Source organism: Paenibacillus sp. J45TS6 (assembly GCF_018403285.1).
GTDB lineage: Bacteria > Bacillota > Bacilli > Paenibacillales > Paenibacillaceae > Paenibacillus.
On sequence record NZ_BOSJ01000016.1, the window covers coordinates 1 to 17,290 of the forward strand.

Below are 17,290 nucleotides of genomic sequence, written 5' to 3' on the forward strand. Positions count from 1 at the left end.
GGTATGTGATGAAGAATTGGAACATGCCCTCCATCTCATTAACAACAGACCAAGAAAATGTTTAGGATGGAAAACAGCCCACGAATCTTTTGAGTATGAAGTGTCGCACTTGGATTGACAATCCGTCGTAACATATAGATTTGTAAAATTGCGCGCAAGCGAATCCTACGGGTACATTATTCATTAAAGCTAATGCAACAAGCTCATTAGAATAAGATAAGTTTTCAATAACTTCTTCTTCTGTAATTCCCACTCCATTAAATTCGTTATTAAGTTTAACAAGGTCTAGTGCATCTTTTGCGGTTGCCCATCGAAGATGAATATTTGATTCCATCAAGTTTTTCACTCCTTAAGTAAAATGAATATTGCTGCTCCTTTAATTGCATTTGATGTAATCGCATTCAACTTTATTTTAAACTTGCAATTTTTTAAAAAAGTCTAGTTTCTCGCTAATAAAATCATCGTCAAAATCAATACTCCCATGAATATGAGAATCTCCTAGACATAATCCCATTAACCATAGCTGCCTTATTCCCACAAAGATTGGCACGGCTTGCAAATCCTTTTCGCTGAGTCTTCTTACCGATTCATAGCCCTCAATAAATGCATTCCATAGTCGCTCTAATTTGTCCGGATCATGACGAAGTCGTACTTCCCTGGCTAGACGAAATTCTGCAATATCGTATGCTCTCCATCCAAATCCACATAGATCGAAATCATAATGAGTGTATGACATATCTTCTTTGAAGCTAATATTTGTATTTCCGTGAAGATCACCATGACAGATTCCCCAGTCCAACTCTTCTAGTGGGAATTCAAGTAGTCTTTCTTCTAATTGTTTTGCAAACGTTCTAAGCCATTCAAAATCCACACTTCGATGAGTCATATAGGGTTCGATCGAGACGAGTGATTGGTGGATAAGATACTCCAAGTCTAATGGCTGTCTTGTAAATTCAGACTGAAAACCATCTGTTTTCATGTGAATATTAGCTACTGCTTTACCAAAAAGATGACTTATTTCTTCATCATCAATAGACCGCTCGGTCCCTTCTGCAAATGAAAAGAGCACGCCGAATCTGTTGCCTTCTGGAGCGTTCAGCGTTTGAATGAAATTCCCGCTCTGATCAGCTATGGGTAGAGATACCGGGATCTCTTTCCCATCTAAGTAGGTTAACAATTCAATTTCAAAAGCAACTTCGGAATACTCAGATCTTCGATCCGCTCTGTAAACTCTAAACACATAGTTATTTTTTGTTGTTTTAATATGATAGGTATCATTCATCCCGCGAAGCAAATAACGGAACTCCGTTATATCATTCAGACCATAAGTCATTCCTATAAATTCTCGTAGTGCCTTATGAGATAAGGTTGAATAAGAAACTGGAAAATACACCTGAGATTTCTCCCTCCTGTTATTCATGCTCCATCTTCCTTTAGTTTTTCAATAAATTCATCTTTCGTTAACCCGAACAATATAAAGTCTAAGTATTTACCATTTACATATACCACCTGGCGGCGGACCCCTTCTTGAATACAATCGAGTTTCCTCATCATCTGCGCCGAACCGACATTTCCTTCAAGAACATAATCATTAAATTTATTAAGTCTTCGTTCTAGGAATGCATATTTCAAAAGAATTTTCATGGCACTTGTTCCGTAACCCTTACCTCTATACTCTTTATCGATTACAATACCGATACTAAATGTTCCATTTCTCTCGTTGATGCTGTTTAGATTAATACCGCCAATACTATCGCCATCCAGGTTTTCAATAGTGAACATAATTCGTCCATTTGTGGATGTAAAGTTTGCATTATCTTCTACGAATTTTTTTGCCCCTAAAATGGTAGGCGGTAACTCCACAGCACATTCAAGTAAAATACGAGCAGGCGTGTCGAAATCACTGATATAACAACTCTCCCAGTCTTCTTCCTGTATTGCACGCAGCCTCACCTTTTCATCCTGCCAAAAGTAATCCGTGTAATCTATTTCTCTCATGATAACCTCCAAGATTTTATGTATTTAATAGATATCTCTAACTAATCTACTTATCTCAACGCTTCGCAAAAGTATTTCATCGTATTAACGAGCATACCGAATTATACTATATCCTTTATTTTTATGTAATATTTTACAAAATACTATTTGATTTAAACTCATTCTTTCCCACCAGTTATACGAAAAAAAAGCCGCGATCTACACGGCTTCTCAGAGTTGTTATTTAATTTAAAAACTTTTTTACTTTTACTATTCTAACGATTGTTTCTGCAACTTGGGAATCAGAACATAAGCAAACGTAATCATCGGACTTAACCATAGAAATGTTGCATATGGAATATATTCGATAACAGGAACCCCTAAGGTTGCTGCGAAAAAGGCCCCGCTTACCCCCCAAGGAATCAGTGGGTTAACAAGTGTCCCACAATCCTCAAGTGTTCGCGACAAGGTTCTGGCAGGAATCCCCCTGCGTGTATATTCATCCTTGAACATCTGACCTGGTAAGAGAATAGATAAATACTGTTCTCCTGTCATTCCGTTTACAGCGATGGATGAGGCACCCGTCATAAGAACGATATTGCTCTTACGTTTCAGCGGCTGAATCAACTTACGGAAAAAGGCTTCAATTACACCGCAATACTGCAATAATCCACCGAGCGATAAAGCGATTAAGATAAGGGATACAGATCCCATCATCGACTGAAGTCCACCCCTATTCACGATAGAAGCTACCGTCTCATTCGTAATCGAGCTGGTGTAACCACTCTGCATCACGCTGAACCAAAAACTAACAGACGCCTGCTGTTGAATAAGTGCAGTAATGAGTAATCCGCTGACGATCCCAACAACAAGTGTTGGAAGAATCGGCACCCGCTTGACTGAGCATACAATAACGGAAATCGGGGACAACAGGGTTAACCAATGAATATGAAATCCATCTTGTAATGCGAACTTGATTGCTTGAATGGACGATAAATCAATCGTGCTCGGCATTGGCAGAAATAGAAAAAATACGGTTGTAAGGATCAGTGCCGGCAGTGTGGTAAACATCATATTACGAATGTGAGTAAAAATAGAAATTCCCGCTACCGCTGGAGCAAAATTCGTCGTATCCGAGAGCGGTGACATTTTATCTCCAAAACACGCGCCGCAAATAACGGCTCCTGCAGCAATGGTTGGTGCAATACCAGTTGTTAAAGCAATTCCCATCAGAGCGACACCTACCGTGCTCACCGTAGTAAAAGAACTGCCGGTAAACATCGAGACAATGATTGTGATATATAATGCGCTCACTGCAAAAAAATGAGGTTTAATATAATCCATACCATAGTATAAAATAGTCGGCACGGTGCCGCTCATCATCCATACGGCAATCAGAATACCAATGAGTGAGAGTATGAGAATGGGCATAATCGCCGTTTGAATCCCCTGGATTATTGCGGACTCAAGTTTTTTCCAAGAAACTCCGAATATACGCAGCAATACAGCTGTACCTACTGTGGTGAAGAGAAGCGGGATATGCGGCTCTGCTTTTAATAGAAATATGGATACAAATAATAATGCTAGAATAAAAATAATAAGCGTCAAACTTTTTGAAAAACTAAGCTGTCTGTCCATGATGAAAGCTCCTTACATGTTCGGATATGATTTCATATCTTCTCGTTTTCAATATTTATAATACGTAAATCAAATTCACTTTTTTACTTTTAAGCTTTTTGGCTTTTGTGCATTGAAGTACTATCGTACTATAAACGAAAATAACGTATTACGTCAACGTAATAAACATACATATAAGGTTTATATAGTAAATACAATTAATCTTCATGTGATAATGAACATTTCATCAAACACGCTCCCCAAAAAAAATGTCCAGATCGAGTTAATATTTCCATTCATAAATATATAAACTTACTTTTATATATTACCTTGACATTAGTAATTAAAAGGAGTTATTATAAATACATAAAGAGTTACATACAACAAACAAAAAAATGATTAACCATTAGGAGGAAATCACAATGTCAAAACTAAACATCGGAATTATTTTAGGAAGCACTCGTCAAGGTCGTTTAAGTCCACAAGTTGGAGAATGGGTGAAAAGTATTGCTGATCAGCGCGGGGATGCTAATTATGAAATTATCGATATAGCTGATTACAAACTTCCACTACTCGGAGAAGAAGATGCTACGGAACAAGCAACTGCTTGGAATACGAAACTTGCAAGTTTAGATGGATTTATCTTTATCGTTCAAGAATACAACCACAGTATCTCCGCTTCATTAAAGAATGCGCTCGATTATGCACGCGAAGCTTGGAACAATAAAGCTGCTGGTATCGTAAGTTATGGTTCGGTTGGTGGCGCTCGTGCTGCTGAGCATTTACGTGGAATTTTGGGAGAGTTATCTGTGGCAGATGTTCGTGTACACCCAGCCCTTTCCCTCTTCACTGATTTTGAGAATGGAGCAGTATTTAAACCAGCAGACCTGCATCTTGTCAATGTGAACGGTATGCTTGATCAGGTAATCGCATGGAGCGGAGCACTGAAACCTCTGCGCCAAAATTAATTAAAAAGGTTAGATTCGCATCTAAGAAACGCCATCCATACGATTTATATAATAAAATACAGCCTTTGTTCGTATGACCGGACAAAGGCTGTATTTTATTCCAAACAAAAAACCGCGTTATCCGCGGCTCCTTATGTATTTGTTAAACCCAATATTTTGTTGTTATTACGTTCATGAGTGTTGATTTATTAATGGTCATCTTTTGCAAGTCTGAAGAACAAAGCTGATGCCCACCAACAACATAACAGTATAACTACAGCCATCATCGTAATGAATTCCATGTGATTGCTCCTTTCATCTGCCAATTCATTTATTGTAAAGTAAAAAGAGCACTAAATGGCGCTATAATCTTGACAACTATATGTCATTTTATAAATCCATACAATGTCGGTTTGCTAATCCATTAACAGCACCCACAAAATAATAAAAGCAATAATCGCAACTAGATAAAACAATACAATTTTGCCTATATTTTCTTTAGCTTTACTTTCATATTCGTGGTTTTGCTTTGCATTCTCTTTCGATAAACCTACAAGTACGGTACCCACTCCTCCAATTAATGCTACGACAATCACAATGATATACATAGCCATACAATCCCACCTTCCTCCGTCTTTTTTACATTAGCTTCTTAGTTTTGATTATATAGATGTTATCATAATTGTAAATGTTTTCATTTTTATTAACCTATCCCAGAATTCATTCACTTGAAATTCCACCACGCATTGGTATTTGCTTAAACAGGCTTTGATGTGACAACAAAAAAAACACCCGCGCTTCTTGTTACTTCAACAAGAAAAGCGTGGATGCTATCGTTTTACCAGAAGAGCAGCAAGATTCCTAATATAACGGAAATAGCAGCCAAAATCCTGGCAAGGACGTTCTTTCCCATTACTTTACAAATAACTGCAACAAAGGCCATTGCTCCAACAGCACCTACAGTGATTTTCTCTGTAGTTTCATTGCTTGGGAGTGCGGTAACATTTATTAATCCAATCACTAAACCAAGAATTACTGTAATAGAAAAAGCAATATTATTTACCTTTCTATCTTTTACTATAAACATTTGTGCGATACTAACGAGACTCAGTATTGATATAATAACAAACATAATAAATAATACGCCAAGCGCCATAGTCTCATACCTCTCGTTGTTTAATTTCTGTAAGCTTCCTTCATGATTCTTCATTGTGTGGTTATTTCTATATCATTACCACTTGCGAGTGATTTCTAAAACAAATTATGTTTTGTTTGATTTATGCAAAGAGAAAAAGTGTTGACATGAATGCCAACACTTTTGTTCATATGATAGGTTTTACGAGCATGCTAATGATCTCGATGGATGATATAGTCCAGTATATGCTTTAGAAAAACACTATTCCGAGGCATCTCTTTTAGAGCATCTACAGCAAGACAATAGTGTTCCCACATCGCTTGCGCTGCACCGTCCGCTCCAAGTACAGTTACGAATGTTGAGTTATTATTCTGAACATCTTTCCCTGTAGGTTTCCCAAGCAATTTCAAATCTCCTTGCAGATCCAGCAGATCGTCCTTAATCTGAAAAGCAATACCCGCATGATAAGCAAATTTTTTCAAAGTTGCGATTTCCTTTTCTTCCACGTTAGCAAGAATAGCCGGCATGATCAGGGAAGCTTCAAATGCAATTCCCGTTTTGTAAAAGCAAATGGTATTCAGTTCATCTAGCGTGAGCTCTTTTCCTTTGGACTCTAGATCCATCGCCTGACCCATGCACATCTCTCCTGCTTTTTGAGAAGAATATTGCATCAAAGCCAGGACAGATTTTGGGTCAAATGCATCTAGTGAAGATTGCTCCTGCGTTGCCTTTTGAATCAGAAAAAGCCCTGTTAATTCTGCAGTTGCACTATTGTACACTTCATGTAAAGTAGCGTGTCCTCTGCGGGTTGCCGCATTATCCTGTGTGGGCAGATCATCGAAGATCAGGGATGCCGTATGCATATATTCCAGGGAACGCAACAGCGGTGCAATAGCGGAAGAATGCAAGCCATATTCCTTCACTGCCATAACCCAAGCCATGACGGGACGGATTCGTTTGCCTCCGCCTGCAAGACTATAGTTGGCAGCATCCGTGAGCGGTTCTTTCAGCGATGAAGCCTGAGCCGGTTTTGATATTTTCAGCAGGCGGTTAATCTCTATTTGCGCTGTGTTTATCGTGTTTAAGAATTCTTCCTTTTCAAGACGCTCTTTTTTCATCACGGTCAGCAGCTGATCACGAAGCAGTTTATCAAAGAAATCCACATCTTCTGCTTTTCCAACCATCTGCTGAATTAGCCGGTTAAATTCAGGTATGCTAGATGTGAAAATATCCATAATCTCATTGTATTTGCTCGAACCTACACGTTTTTTGCAGCGTTTTAATCCATTAATAGCACGATCGAGGATTACTTCACGAGTCTTCGCATCCGAATGGTATACGTTACGAATTAGATTGGAGATAACGGCCCAGTACAGCTCAAAAGGATTAATTAAATCCGGCCGCTGGTGTCGGTATGTTAAATAATAAGTATAAGGCGTGACTGCTCCATCCCGCAGATCATCAAACATATCTGCAAAATCATCTGCCAACTGATTGTAGATTCCATAAGCAAAGGTTCGATTTTCAAATCCTTCATCCATAGGTTCACTAATAACGGATCTAACGATAAGACGCGACGATGATGATTTGATAATGATCGGTAGATAGATTTCTTCGTTCGTATAACTCCCATTGGATAGATCCTTGATACGATCTTGATCTTGAGATTGAAAAAACACATACGATTGTTCTAAGAATGTAGCCTGCGTATCTGCTCGCTGATAATCCCTAATGAATTCAAAAGCTTCTCGAAGCTCAGAATGAACATACTGAATCATTTCCAAGTTTGTTCCAGTCCATTCTTCCAGATCAGGAACAGATCCGGTAAGAAGCGAGATTCGTATCATCTCCGAATATTGCTCTTTCTCCTCGTTACTCAGTACATCCGAATCTAAAAGGTCGTCTATAAATGGATAAGTGAGTCCATAAGAATAACCCAAACGAATGGCTGCATCTAAACTCTCAGCTCGTTCTTCAGGCGATACCTCATCATCCATCTCTTCCATCACGTGAAGAACAACCCCGATAATGATCTTCATAAGTTTACGCTGTGCTTGTTCAGCGTCCATCTCTTTAGGGATATGAGCAGAGACACGCTTCAGTTTGTTCATCACCCAAATGGTTGCATTCTCTACTCTTTCTTTCTGTGCCCATCTATAAAATGAAGCGAAGTTAATGAAATCAGGCTCTTCACGATCACTCGCTGTTCCAGGAGTAAGCAGATACTTTTTAATATCTGTAATCAGACGCTGAATACGAATCTGCGTATGCGGATCATCGAGCGCTTTACCAAGATCCCTCATATAAATATAGGAGACGCTGCGATCTAAATAATCATCTAATTTCCCCGTATAATTCAGCCATTTCATGTACTGATAATAGTCATTCGAATTTGGAGTTTTCTTTCTTCGCTTTAGAAACTGAATAATAGAATTTTCACGAACATGATCTTTTTTCCATAACAAAATGTCTTCTGTTAACAAAGATACATAAGTTTTATCTATAAACTGCTTATAAAGTGTTTCATAATACGCTGCTGCTTTTCGCTCTGCTTCCTGATACCAATGATCCGCACGAACTGTCATTTCTTTATTCATCTAATGGATTACCTCAACTTCTTTATTGTTCATCATGTCTACGTATGCTTTGTAAGAGATTTCTCCATAAACATCAACAGATCTACATCATACCCAGTCCTGCCATTAAGACATGTTCATAGCATTAATACGGAATAAGGGCGTTTAGGTTACGGAAATGTGATAAATCTTCGTTTATCAAAAATCCCCATAAGAAAACCGCCTGTAATAAGGCGGCCATCTATATTTATTATACTGTTGTTAGACGAAGAATTATTCAATCCACTGTCTCGGTCCGATGGTATGGAATAATTGTTTGCGTTCGGTTCGGATTGCATCCTGGATACGTCTGTAGGTAAAATCACTAATGGGTTTCGGCAAGTCCGTAATATCGTAATATCCGCATTCTAGAATTTCGGGCGAAGATGGCTCAGGTTTTTGATCAGAAGAATGATCTGCGATAAATACAAAATGATGCATGTCAAAGTTAGGATCATAATAAACACCGGTTAACTGCTCCGTATGTACCGTAAGTCCAACTTCTTCTTGCACTTCTCTTATCGCTGTTTCCTCTGCTGACTCCTTCTCTTCGGACTTTCCTCCAGGAAGATCCCAATTGTTCTTGCCATAGCTGTGTTTTACTAACAAAATATGTCCTTCAGAATTCAAAATAACAGACGCTGCACCCATGTACTTCGTAGTCATATCAATTCCCCCATATATTCACAATTGGCTTCCCTGTTTCTAAACGGATCTTGCTTTCTCTAATCCAATCTTTAAACCACTGGTTATCCGAATGACTGAAGGTTTCATCGCCCTCAAAATTTCGAAAGGCTCCAATGTATACAATAAGTTCTCTGAGCCTTAAGAACAAAGGCATTTGTTTTAACCATTGATCTTCAAGCTGATTCTCTTCGCGGTACCCCTTTAGAAAAGGTTCCATAAATCTACTCGCTTGATCTTCTCTGAGTTTCTTTCCTTCCTCCCCGCCATATACATATACAAGATAATACAGCTGTATAGCGATGTCTTCCACAAACCAACTATACTGGGCTTCATCAAAATCAAACAATGTTATCTCGCCTTGTTCACTGACTAAATAATTTGCATTATTAATATCCCCATGAATCAATCCGTAAGCATCTTCACTGATTGGCAGCTTCTGAATCGAACGTACCAATTCTAAATATTGCTCCTTTACGCCTGTGTGCGAATCCGGCAGAATGCTGATATTCTTTATATAATAATTTTCAGACCAGTGATGTCTTCTGATCTTAACATCTGCAGGTTTATACGATTTCGATAATGCATGCATTCTACCCGTTAATCTCCCTAATCTCTCGTACAGTTCATGATCATTAAGACACTCAGGGTAATCTATTTTCTTTCCCTTGGCTTTGTCAAAGACTGCTGCTGTAAAATACATCTCTTCTAATTCTGCAGTTTCAGTCCACCTTCCGTGAATGGAGGGTACTGGTGCAGATACAGATATTCCATGATCAACCAAGTAAAGAATCCACTCTAGCTCTGCTTGCACTTCACTAAGGGTACGATGCGCACTTGGGGTGAATCTCATTATGTACTCTTTGTTATCAACATGGTATTCATAAATGAAGTTTTGAAAACCGCCGATATAATGTAAGTCTTCTGTTTTTATACCATAACGGCTCAAAATCTCTTCCCTGTTTACGTGATCAAAAACCGCTGCGATTTCATTTTCCATATTAATCGTTGTCCTCCTTATCATTATTTTTGTTGCTTTATGTACCAATCACTTGTCTCTCTGATCGCCTGTTCATGTGAGGTCGTATCAAAAGCAAAATGATTACTAAATTTGCTGGAATCGACAATAAAATTCTGATCTTGCTGATACATTAACTCTTTAAAATCTCTCATGAACGGATTAAATAAGCCTGTTACATTGACAATAAACTTATTTGCAATTCGATATTTCGGCACCTTAGATAAACGAGATGATATTTGTTCAACTAACTGCCGAGTAGTCATTGGTGCTGCATGAGGAATGTGCCATACTTCACCAACCGCTTGATCCTCATTACCTAGAATGGTTAAACCTCTCGCAAAATCTTTAACAAAGATGTGGGAATGCAAGGTGTCAGGGTTGCCGATCAGTTCAACTGGCTTTCCTTCTAGCAAATGTAGAAAAACTCTCTGACCCAGCATAGCGTTTAAGGCATAGGGACCATAGAAATCAGATCCTCTTCCAATGGTTGCTCTAAGTTTTCCCTGCTTTACAGCATCCATTAAAGTGGTAGCCAGTTGAGCGCGGACCCTCGTTTTTTCCCCAACAGGCTGGTAAGCCATGTTCTCGTGAAAGGGCTCTTTCTGAGGACCGTATGCGTATAGATTATCAGCGTATACTAACTTCACATCATTCTCAGCAGATGCTTGTATTAAATTATTCATGATGATAGGCAATACCGTCGGCCACTCCCGATATGGAAGACCCGTGGCATTATAGATAACCGATGCATTTTTCAGGATATTTCGGGTATTTTCCAGATCTGTCATATCTCTTTTGATGCATGGTACACTTTTAGGCACGAATGCTTTCCCGCTTCGATTTACAGCTTTTACTGACTTGCCTTGCTTTAATAATTCATTGATTAATGCTAGTCCCAAAGGACCTGTCCCTACGACAACGTGTTCGTTTTTCGATAACATTAATTTCCTCCTTACCACCTTCTAATTTTTAAAAATTTCATATAATTGAATTTATTTACATTATATAATACATTTTGACATCACCTACAGGGAAATTGCAACGATAAAAATATATCCATATTGGTTGCCATTCGATTACGAATTTCGTTTGCTTATATCGCGATATTATTCTCATTTTTCTCTAGCGCAGAATTCGAGAAATTCATCATAATAGTTACATAAAAGAACAAGAAAGCGACCTTAGAACGACTAAAAAGGAGCTAATTTCCACTTTGGAAACTAGCTCCTTTTTCTATAATCACTTATATAAATCAAGGTGAAGGAACGCCGCCATTTGCATTGAGGGTCTCGCCTGTCACATAACTTGATTCATGACTTGCCAAGAATACATAGGCTGGTGCCATTTCAGCAGGTTGACCAGGACGACCCATCGGTACATCCGCACCGAACTCTGCTAATTTCTCTGTAGGCTGTCCTCCTACCACTTGAAGCGGTGTCCATACCGGACCTGGAGCCACCACGTTCACCCGAATTCCTTTGCTAGCGACTTGCTGCGCAAGAGCTTTACTGAACGTATTAATGGCCGCTTTCGTTGTCGCATAATCTAGTAAGATGGGTGCTGGGGTATAGGCCTGAATAGAAGACGTATTGATAATCGAACTTCCCGGTTTCATGTGTTTAATCGCCGCTTTACACAACCAGAACGTGGAATATACATTTGTTTTAAAAGTCGCATCAAACTGTTCGGTTGTAAGATCTGCGATCTCTTCTACAAATTGCTGTTTACCGGCAACGTTCGCCAGTATATCAATACCGCCAAGTTCTTTGACTGCATCTTCTATTAACTGTTCGCAGTATCTCTCCTCTTTTAGATCACCCGGAATTGCAATTGCCTTTCTTCCTGCTTCTTCGATCCGCTGAACCACCTCTTTGGCATCAGCTTCTTCTTCAGGTAAGTATGACAATACAACATCCGCACCCTCAAGAGCAAAAGCAATGGCTGCAGCACGTCCAATCCCGCTGTCTGCTCCGGTTACGACTGCTTTACGCCCAGCTAAACGTCCGGTTCCGCGATAACTAGTCTCCCCAGCATCCGGCACGGGGGTCATTTCCTTCTGTAATCCAGGTTCAGGTTGTTTTTGTTTCCACTCACTCGTTGCTTTCGGATACTGAGTAGTTGGGTCCTGCACTTTGTATTGATCTTGTTCAGACATCGTTAATCCCTCCATTATCTTCTATGTGTGTTACATTAAGTGTGTTGGATATCTATTAACTCTTCTTTTTCTAGTAACCGGGATTGACCAAATTCAAACGGGTACTAAGTCGAATTTCTTTAAATGGGATATACTTATCAAGTTCAAAGTCTTTGTATAATTCAACATAGGTTTGCATTAATCGTACATAAGTTTACACTAAATGTTATATTTCTCGTTATATTTCGTGAAGATCTAATTAGGATTCGAAGTTTTAGTTTACATTTGATATCTGATCTTTATACTTATAAATATGCATTTGCTATTTTCAACTAGAGGAGGACTTTTTCTTGAGTAAAACTATTCAAATAGGTATCGTAGGATACGGAAATTTGGGCCGTGGTGTGGAACTTGCCATCAAGCAAAATCCAGACATGGAGCTTGTAGCTATCTTCACTCGTCGCCAGCCGGATCAATTAACATCTGCTAATGGCAGTGCGAAATTCGAACATATTTCTACCGTAGAACAGTATAAAGGTAAAATCGATGTGATGATTTTGTGCGGAGGTTCCGCAACCGATCTTCCTGAACAAACCCCTGCTATTGCAAGTATGTTCAACACAGTGGACAGCTATGATACTCATGCGAAAATTCCTGAGTTCTATGACAAAGTGAACGAAGCAGCAGTGAAAGGAAATAACCTTAGTGTCATCTCTACAGGATGGGATCCTGGTTTATTCTCACTAAATCGTTTGCTGGCTGAATCTATCCTTCCTGAAGGTAAAGATTTTACTTTCTGGGGTAAAGGCGTAAGCCAAGGTCATTCCGATGCTATTCGCCGTGTTCCGGGTGTAAAAGCAGGTGTGCAATACACAGTTCCTGTTGAAGAAGTCATTGAGAGCATTCGTTCCGGTGAAACACCAGAACTTACGACAAGAGATAAACATCTTCGTGAATGTTTTATTGTCCCTGAAGAAGGAGCTAATCTTGAAGCAATTAAAGAAGCAATCGTAACTATGCCGAACTATTTCGCTGATTACAACACGAATGTTCATTTCATTACGGAAGAAGAGTTGAAAGCAGAACATCAAGGCATGCCTCACGGTGGATTCGTTATTCGCAGCGGTGTAACAGGCAAAGGCACAAAACAAATCATGGAATTCAGTCTGAAACTTGAGAGCAATCCAGAGTTTACTGCGAGCGTTCTTGTCGCTTATGCAAGAGCTGCATATCGCCTCAGCAGTGAAGGACAAAATGGAGCTAAAACCGTTCTTGATATTCCACTGTCTTACTTGTCTCCTAAATCAGGAGCAGATCTTCGTCGTGAATTGTTATAATATACGAAATAAAAAAGAACCTTCATCTGCAGATGAAGGTTCTTTTATTTAGATTACAAGTTATTTTGAAAAGCTTACGAATTATTTGACTTCAACCATCCAATCAAGTACATCCTCTTGCTCACCATTCTGGATACCCGTAAGTGTATCATATAATCTAGCTGATAATTCACCGGTATTTCCCTCGTTAATGACCATCTTCTTATCTTGCCATTGCAGTTCACCAATTGGAGAGATCACCGCTGCTGTTCCTGTACCGAAGGATTCTTCCAAAGTACCGTTAGTGTACGCTTCATACAACTCATCGATAGAAATCAAGCGCTCTTCTGTCGGAATATTCCAGTGTTTTAGTAACTGAAGAATAGAGTTCCGAGTAACCCCATCCAAAATACTTCCCGTTAAAGCAGGTGTCACTACCTTCCCGTCAATCTTGAAGAAAACGTTCATGCTGCCTACTTCTTCAATATACTTCCGCTCAATACCATCTAACCATAGTACCTGAGCAAAACCGTTGCCAGCAACTCCGGAATGAGCTTTTAATCCGGAAGCATAATTACCCGCCGTTTTCGCCATACCTGTTCCGCCTTTTACAGCACGAACATATTCAGATTCAACATAGATTCTGACTGGCTTAATTCCTTCAGGGTAATAGGAACCGACAGGAGATAGAATGATAATAAATTGGTACGATGTTGAAGTGGATGCTCCCAGCGAAGCTTCCGTTGCAATGATAAATGGACGGATATATAAAGATGTTCCTTTTTCGGTAGGAATCCAATCCTGATCAATTTGAATTAATTGCTTCAATGCTTCCAGGGCGAATTCTTCATCAATTTGCGGAATATCAATACGATCATTCGACAAATTCAGGCGTTTAAAGTTTTTATGCGGACGGAATAATAGGATTCTTTCATCAGAAGTACGATATGCCTTCATTCCTTCAAATACGGTTTGTCCATAGTGAAACACTTTGGCCGCAGGATCTAGAGAGATCGGTTGATAAGGGATGATCCGCGGGTTATGCCAGCCTTCTTCCGGATTATCATAGTCCATCATGAACATATGGTCTGTATAATACTTACCGAAACCAAGCTCATTTGCAGCCGGCTTCTGTTTTTTTGTCTTCGTAAGTTCAATTTCCATTGATAATGACACGATTACCACCATACTTTCTCCAAACTATTATTGTGTTGAATTGTAGCACCTCTTAAAGTATATTGTAAATATCTTTTTTATAGATTATGCATACCTTTTAGGTATGATTGTTGGGAGAGAGAATCATGGACATTCGGCAATTGCGCTACTTTTTGGCCATAGCAAACGAAGGGCAAATCACTCGCGCTGCCAAAGTGTTAAATATGGAACAGCCCCCCTTAAGTCGTCAACTCAGACAAATGGAGCAAGAGTTAGAGGTTACCTTATTTGATCGCAGCGGACACAAACTCTACCTTACCCCTGCAGGAGAGATTTTGCGGCAAAAAGCAGAACTCCTCATTCAACAGTTCCATGAAACGATTCAGGAAGTGAAAGAGGTGGATGAAGGCGTTTTAGGGATTCTTTCCATCGGCGCAGTTGTATCATGTATTTCCCTTCTGCCACCAAAAATCAAGATGTTTCGTGAGCAATATCCTGAAGTAACCTTTAAAATCAGTGAAGGCGATCATTTTCTGTTAGCTAAACAATTAGAGCAAAGAACGATTGAACTCATTGTGGCTAGATTGCCATTTGAAGCGACTTCCGAAATGAGTCCCTATTCTGTTTTACATCTGCCTTCCGATCCATTTGTTGCCGTACTCCCAAGTGATTGGAGACTGGCTTCATCTCATGATTCAATAAGGATGCACGAACTAGCCGATATTCCCTTTCTAACATTAAAGACAGATGAAACGACTGCCATGCATAACCGGGTGATGAATGAATGTAAACGACACGGCTTTGAACCTGCTGTCATTTGCGAGTGTTCGAGTGTAGCCATCATTATTGCGCTTGTAGCATCAGGGATTGGAGGAACGATTCTCCCAAGATCGGTAATGGCCTCTTTCCCGTTACCTGTTATCAAAATGCTCCCCATCGCGGACATTAACTCTGAATCTGATGTAGGGATTGTCTGGTTAAAAGATCGCTATCTTTCTAAAAGTGCCCGGCATTTTATTGCCATGTTTCAAGAGGCTTAGCTACATCAACTATTATATATAGTTTCCTTCGATGCGAATTGATATGTTTTATATTTTCCATTCGCCGAAGCAAATTTTAATAAATTTCCGTCCTCTGGAGTACCCAAGAAGTATGCTCCAATACATCCTGTTGTACATCTGTGACCTGACAACAAAATATTCACTGGAGTGTTACCATACATCGATTCAAGTTCATTCATAAATTGAAATACTCTCTTGATATAACTGTTTACGTCTTCCACACCTTGATAAATCGCCGGATCAGGCGTTGACCCGCTCATTATCACTTCTTCTCTATGTAGTAGATCAGCATCTCCTAGATCAAACACATCTAGTCTTGCATCTATGGTTGCTTTCATTCCACTCACGATCTCAGCGGTTTGGATTGCTCTGATCTGCGGGGAAGAAAACACGTAGTCGAATTTCACACTATTCATTTCTTCTTTTGATATTTCTGCCTGTTTGATTCCATATTCGTTAAGCGGTAATCCTTTTCTTCCTTGGAGCCTGCCTTCTTTATTCAAATCGGTTTGTCCATGTCTAATCACGTATATCATATAAGCATCCCCTATCCCGTAATATATATATTTAGACTACCATATATCAAATATCAATTCACTTTTCCAGTTGTTAGATGCAATCTTATTTGATTCTAACTTAAAGTCAAAATAACATCATACTACTAAAAATGTTGAACTCATCAGGGTCAAAAAGCACTCCTCCACAGAAGTGGAAGAGTGCTATTAACCAGATATAAATAACTATATTTATTATTGATTTTTACTCATTGCAACGAAGTCCGGAACGGTTGGGTTAGCAAGATAATGTCCGCCTTCTACTTGAATCGTTTGTCCTGTGATGAATTTAGATTCATCTGAAGCAAGGAAAAGAACCGTATTAGCGATATCTTCTGGCTCTCCGTGGTAAGGAAGCGCATTATATTTCATAAAAGTATCTAATAGTTCAGGAGACAAGTTGTTTTTAGCTGCTGGCGTAAGGATAAGACCTGGTGCAACACCATTACAACGAATATTTTGTTTACCGTATTGTGTTGCTACATATTTAGTCAAATGTACGACAGCTGCTTTCGTTGTACCATATGCTGTACGAATAATATCAGATGCGAATCCAGCCATCGAAGCTGTGTTAATGATCGCTCCTCCACCAGCTTTAACCATATGAGGAATCGCATATTTACATCCAGCAAGTACACTCTTCAGATTTACGTTAACTAGGTGATCCCACTCTTCTAGATCCATGTTTACAACATCCAGATCTTTTCTCAAGTTTGTCAAACCAACATTATTGAAAAGAATGTTTATTGTACCGTATTTTTCAACTGTTTTATCAACTGTTTCTTTAATGGATTCTAATTTGGAAGCATCCAAGAATATTCCGTATGCTTCGCCGCCTTGATTTACGATTTCTTGAGCTGCCTCTTCTGCACCTTTTTGATTGAAGTCAGCAATAACAACTTTAGCACCTTCTTTAGCAAGAATCTGTGCAGTTGCAAGCCCGATTCCTGAAGCTCCACCCGTGATAATAGCTACTTTACCTTGTACGCGTTCCATGATTTATGTTCCTCCTGTATGTAAAATGATCTGTCACACGAGCTTCTGGGAACAAGTTTACTTATATGTTAGTAATCT

At 39.2% G+C, this 17,290-nt stretch carries 16 protein-coding genes and 1 pseudogene; 4 read left to right on the forward strand and 13 right to left on the reverse strand.

Annotated features, from left to right (window positions below):
- A pseudogene (locus KJS58_RS19310) lies at positions 1-118 on the forward strand (IS30 family transposase); the annotation flags it as partial.
- Between the two features lie 294 nt (positions 119-412).
- On the opposite strand, the gene KJS58_RS19315 reads toward KJS58_RS19310, so the two are convergent.
- From KJS58_RS19315 to nhaC, 3 genes are all read right to left on the reverse strand, one after another.
- On the reverse strand, positions 413-1,420 hold the full coding sequence (locus tag KJS58_RS19315; RefSeq protein WP_213535001.1) for a phosphotransferase: 1,008 nt from the start codon (positions 1,418-1,420) through the stop codon (positions 413-415).
- Complete coding sequence (locus KJS58_RS19320; RefSeq protein ID WP_213535003.1) at positions 1,417-1,998, reverse strand: GNAT family N-acetyltransferase; 582 nt, start codon at positions 1,996-1,998, stop codon at positions 1,417-1,419. Before KJS58_RS19320 ends, KJS58_RS19315 begins: the two co-directional genes overlap by 4 nt.
- Before the next feature lie 249 nt (positions 1,999-2,247).
- A complete protein-coding gene (gene nhaC / locus KJS58_RS19325) occupies positions 2,248-3,615 on the reverse strand; it encodes a Na+/H+ antiporter NhaC (RefSeq protein ID WP_213535005.1) in 1,368 nt (455 codons plus the stop codon).
- 401 nt (positions 3,616-4,016) lie between these two features.
- Here nhaC and KJS58_RS19330 point away from each other — a divergent pair, with 401 nt between their 5' ends.
- Positions 4,017-4,562, forward strand: a complete 546-nt coding sequence (locus KJS58_RS19330) for an NADPH-dependent FMN reductase (protein WP_213535006.1) — start codon at positions 4,017-4,019, stop codon at positions 4,560-4,562.
- Positions 4,563-4,957: 395 nt separating this feature from the next.
- On the opposite strand, the gene KJS58_RS19335 is transcribed toward KJS58_RS19330, so the two are convergent.
- From KJS58_RS19335 to KJS58_RS19365, 7 genes are all read right to left on the reverse strand, one after another.
- Positions 4,958-5,155 (reverse strand): hypothetical protein, encoded by a 198-nt coding sequence (locus KJS58_RS19335; RefSeq protein WP_160035332.1) that lies wholly within the window; start codon positions 5,153-5,155, stop codon positions 4,958-4,960.
- A 224-nt stretch (positions 5,156-5,379) separates the two neighbouring features.
- Complete coding sequence (locus tag KJS58_RS19340) at positions 5,380-5,751, reverse strand: hypothetical protein (protein ID WP_213535008.1); 372 nt, start codon at positions 5,749-5,751, stop codon at positions 5,380-5,382.
- Positions 5,752-5,888: 137 nt separating this feature from the next.
- Positions 5,889-8,273 (reverse strand): polyprenyl synthetase family protein, encoded by a 2,385-nt coding sequence (locus tag KJS58_RS19345; RefSeq protein WP_213535010.1) that lies wholly within the window; start codon positions 8,271-8,273, stop codon positions 5,889-5,891.
- Positions 8,274-8,525: 252 nt separating this feature from the next.
- Complete coding sequence (locus KJS58_RS19350; protein ID WP_213535012.1) at positions 8,526-8,957, reverse strand: NUDIX domain-containing protein; 432 nt, start codon at positions 8,955-8,957, stop codon at positions 8,526-8,528.
- Position 8,958: 1 nt separating this feature from the next.
- Positions 8,959-9,975, reverse strand: coding sequence for a phosphotransferase enzyme family protein (locus KJS58_RS19355; protein WP_213535019.1), 1,017 nt, complete (start codon positions 9,973-9,975; stop codon positions 8,959-8,961).
- A gap of 23 nt (positions 9,976-9,998) precedes the next feature.
- Positions 9,999-10,937, reverse strand: a complete 939-nt coding sequence (locus KJS58_RS19360; protein ID WP_213535021.1) for an NAD-dependent epimerase/dehydratase family protein — start codon at positions 10,935-10,937, stop codon at positions 9,999-10,001.
- 311 nt (positions 10,938-11,248) lie between these two features.
- Entirely contained in the window at positions 11,249-12,151 is a 903-nt protein-coding gene (locus KJS58_RS19365; protein WP_213535023.1) for an SDR family oxidoreductase, read from the reverse strand.
- Between the two features lie 329 nt (positions 12,152-12,480).
- Between KJS58_RS19365 and KJS58_RS19370 the strand changes: the two genes are divergently transcribed.
- Entirely contained in the window at positions 12,481-13,467 is a 987-nt protein-coding gene (locus KJS58_RS19370; protein ID WP_213535025.1) for a diaminopimelate dehydrogenase, read from the forward strand.
- A gap of 81 nt (positions 13,468-13,548) precedes the next feature.
- Here the strand turns inward: KJS58_RS19370 and KJS58_RS19375 are convergent, their stop codons facing one another.
- Entirely contained in the window at positions 13,549-14,610 is a 1,062-nt protein-coding gene (locus KJS58_RS19375; protein WP_249717653.1) for a branched-chain amino acid aminotransferase, read from the reverse strand.
- Between the two features lie 137 nt (positions 14,611-14,747).
- Between KJS58_RS19375 and KJS58_RS19380 the strand changes: the two genes are divergently transcribed.
- Positions 14,748-15,641 carry a LysR family transcriptional regulator gene (locus KJS58_RS19380; RefSeq protein ID WP_213535035.1) on the forward strand — a complete coding sequence of 298 codons (894 nt, stop codon included), beginning with the start codon at positions 14,748-14,750 and terminating at the stop codon, positions 15,639-15,641.
- A gap of 5 nt (positions 15,642-15,646) precedes the next feature.
- On the opposite strand, the gene KJS58_RS19385 is transcribed toward KJS58_RS19380, so the two are convergent.
- Positions 15,647-16,198: a histidine phosphatase family protein gene (locus KJS58_RS19385; protein ID WP_213535037.1), complete on the reverse strand. Its 552-nt coding sequence runs from the start codon at positions 16,196-16,198 to the stop codon at positions 15,647-15,649.
- Between the two features lie 213 nt (positions 16,199-16,411).
- A complete protein-coding gene (locus KJS58_RS19390; RefSeq protein ID WP_213535039.1) occupies positions 16,412-17,212 on the reverse strand; it encodes an SDR family NAD(P)-dependent oxidoreductase in 801 nt (266 codons plus the stop codon).
- Between the last annotated feature and the right edge of the window lie 78 nt (positions 17,213-17,290).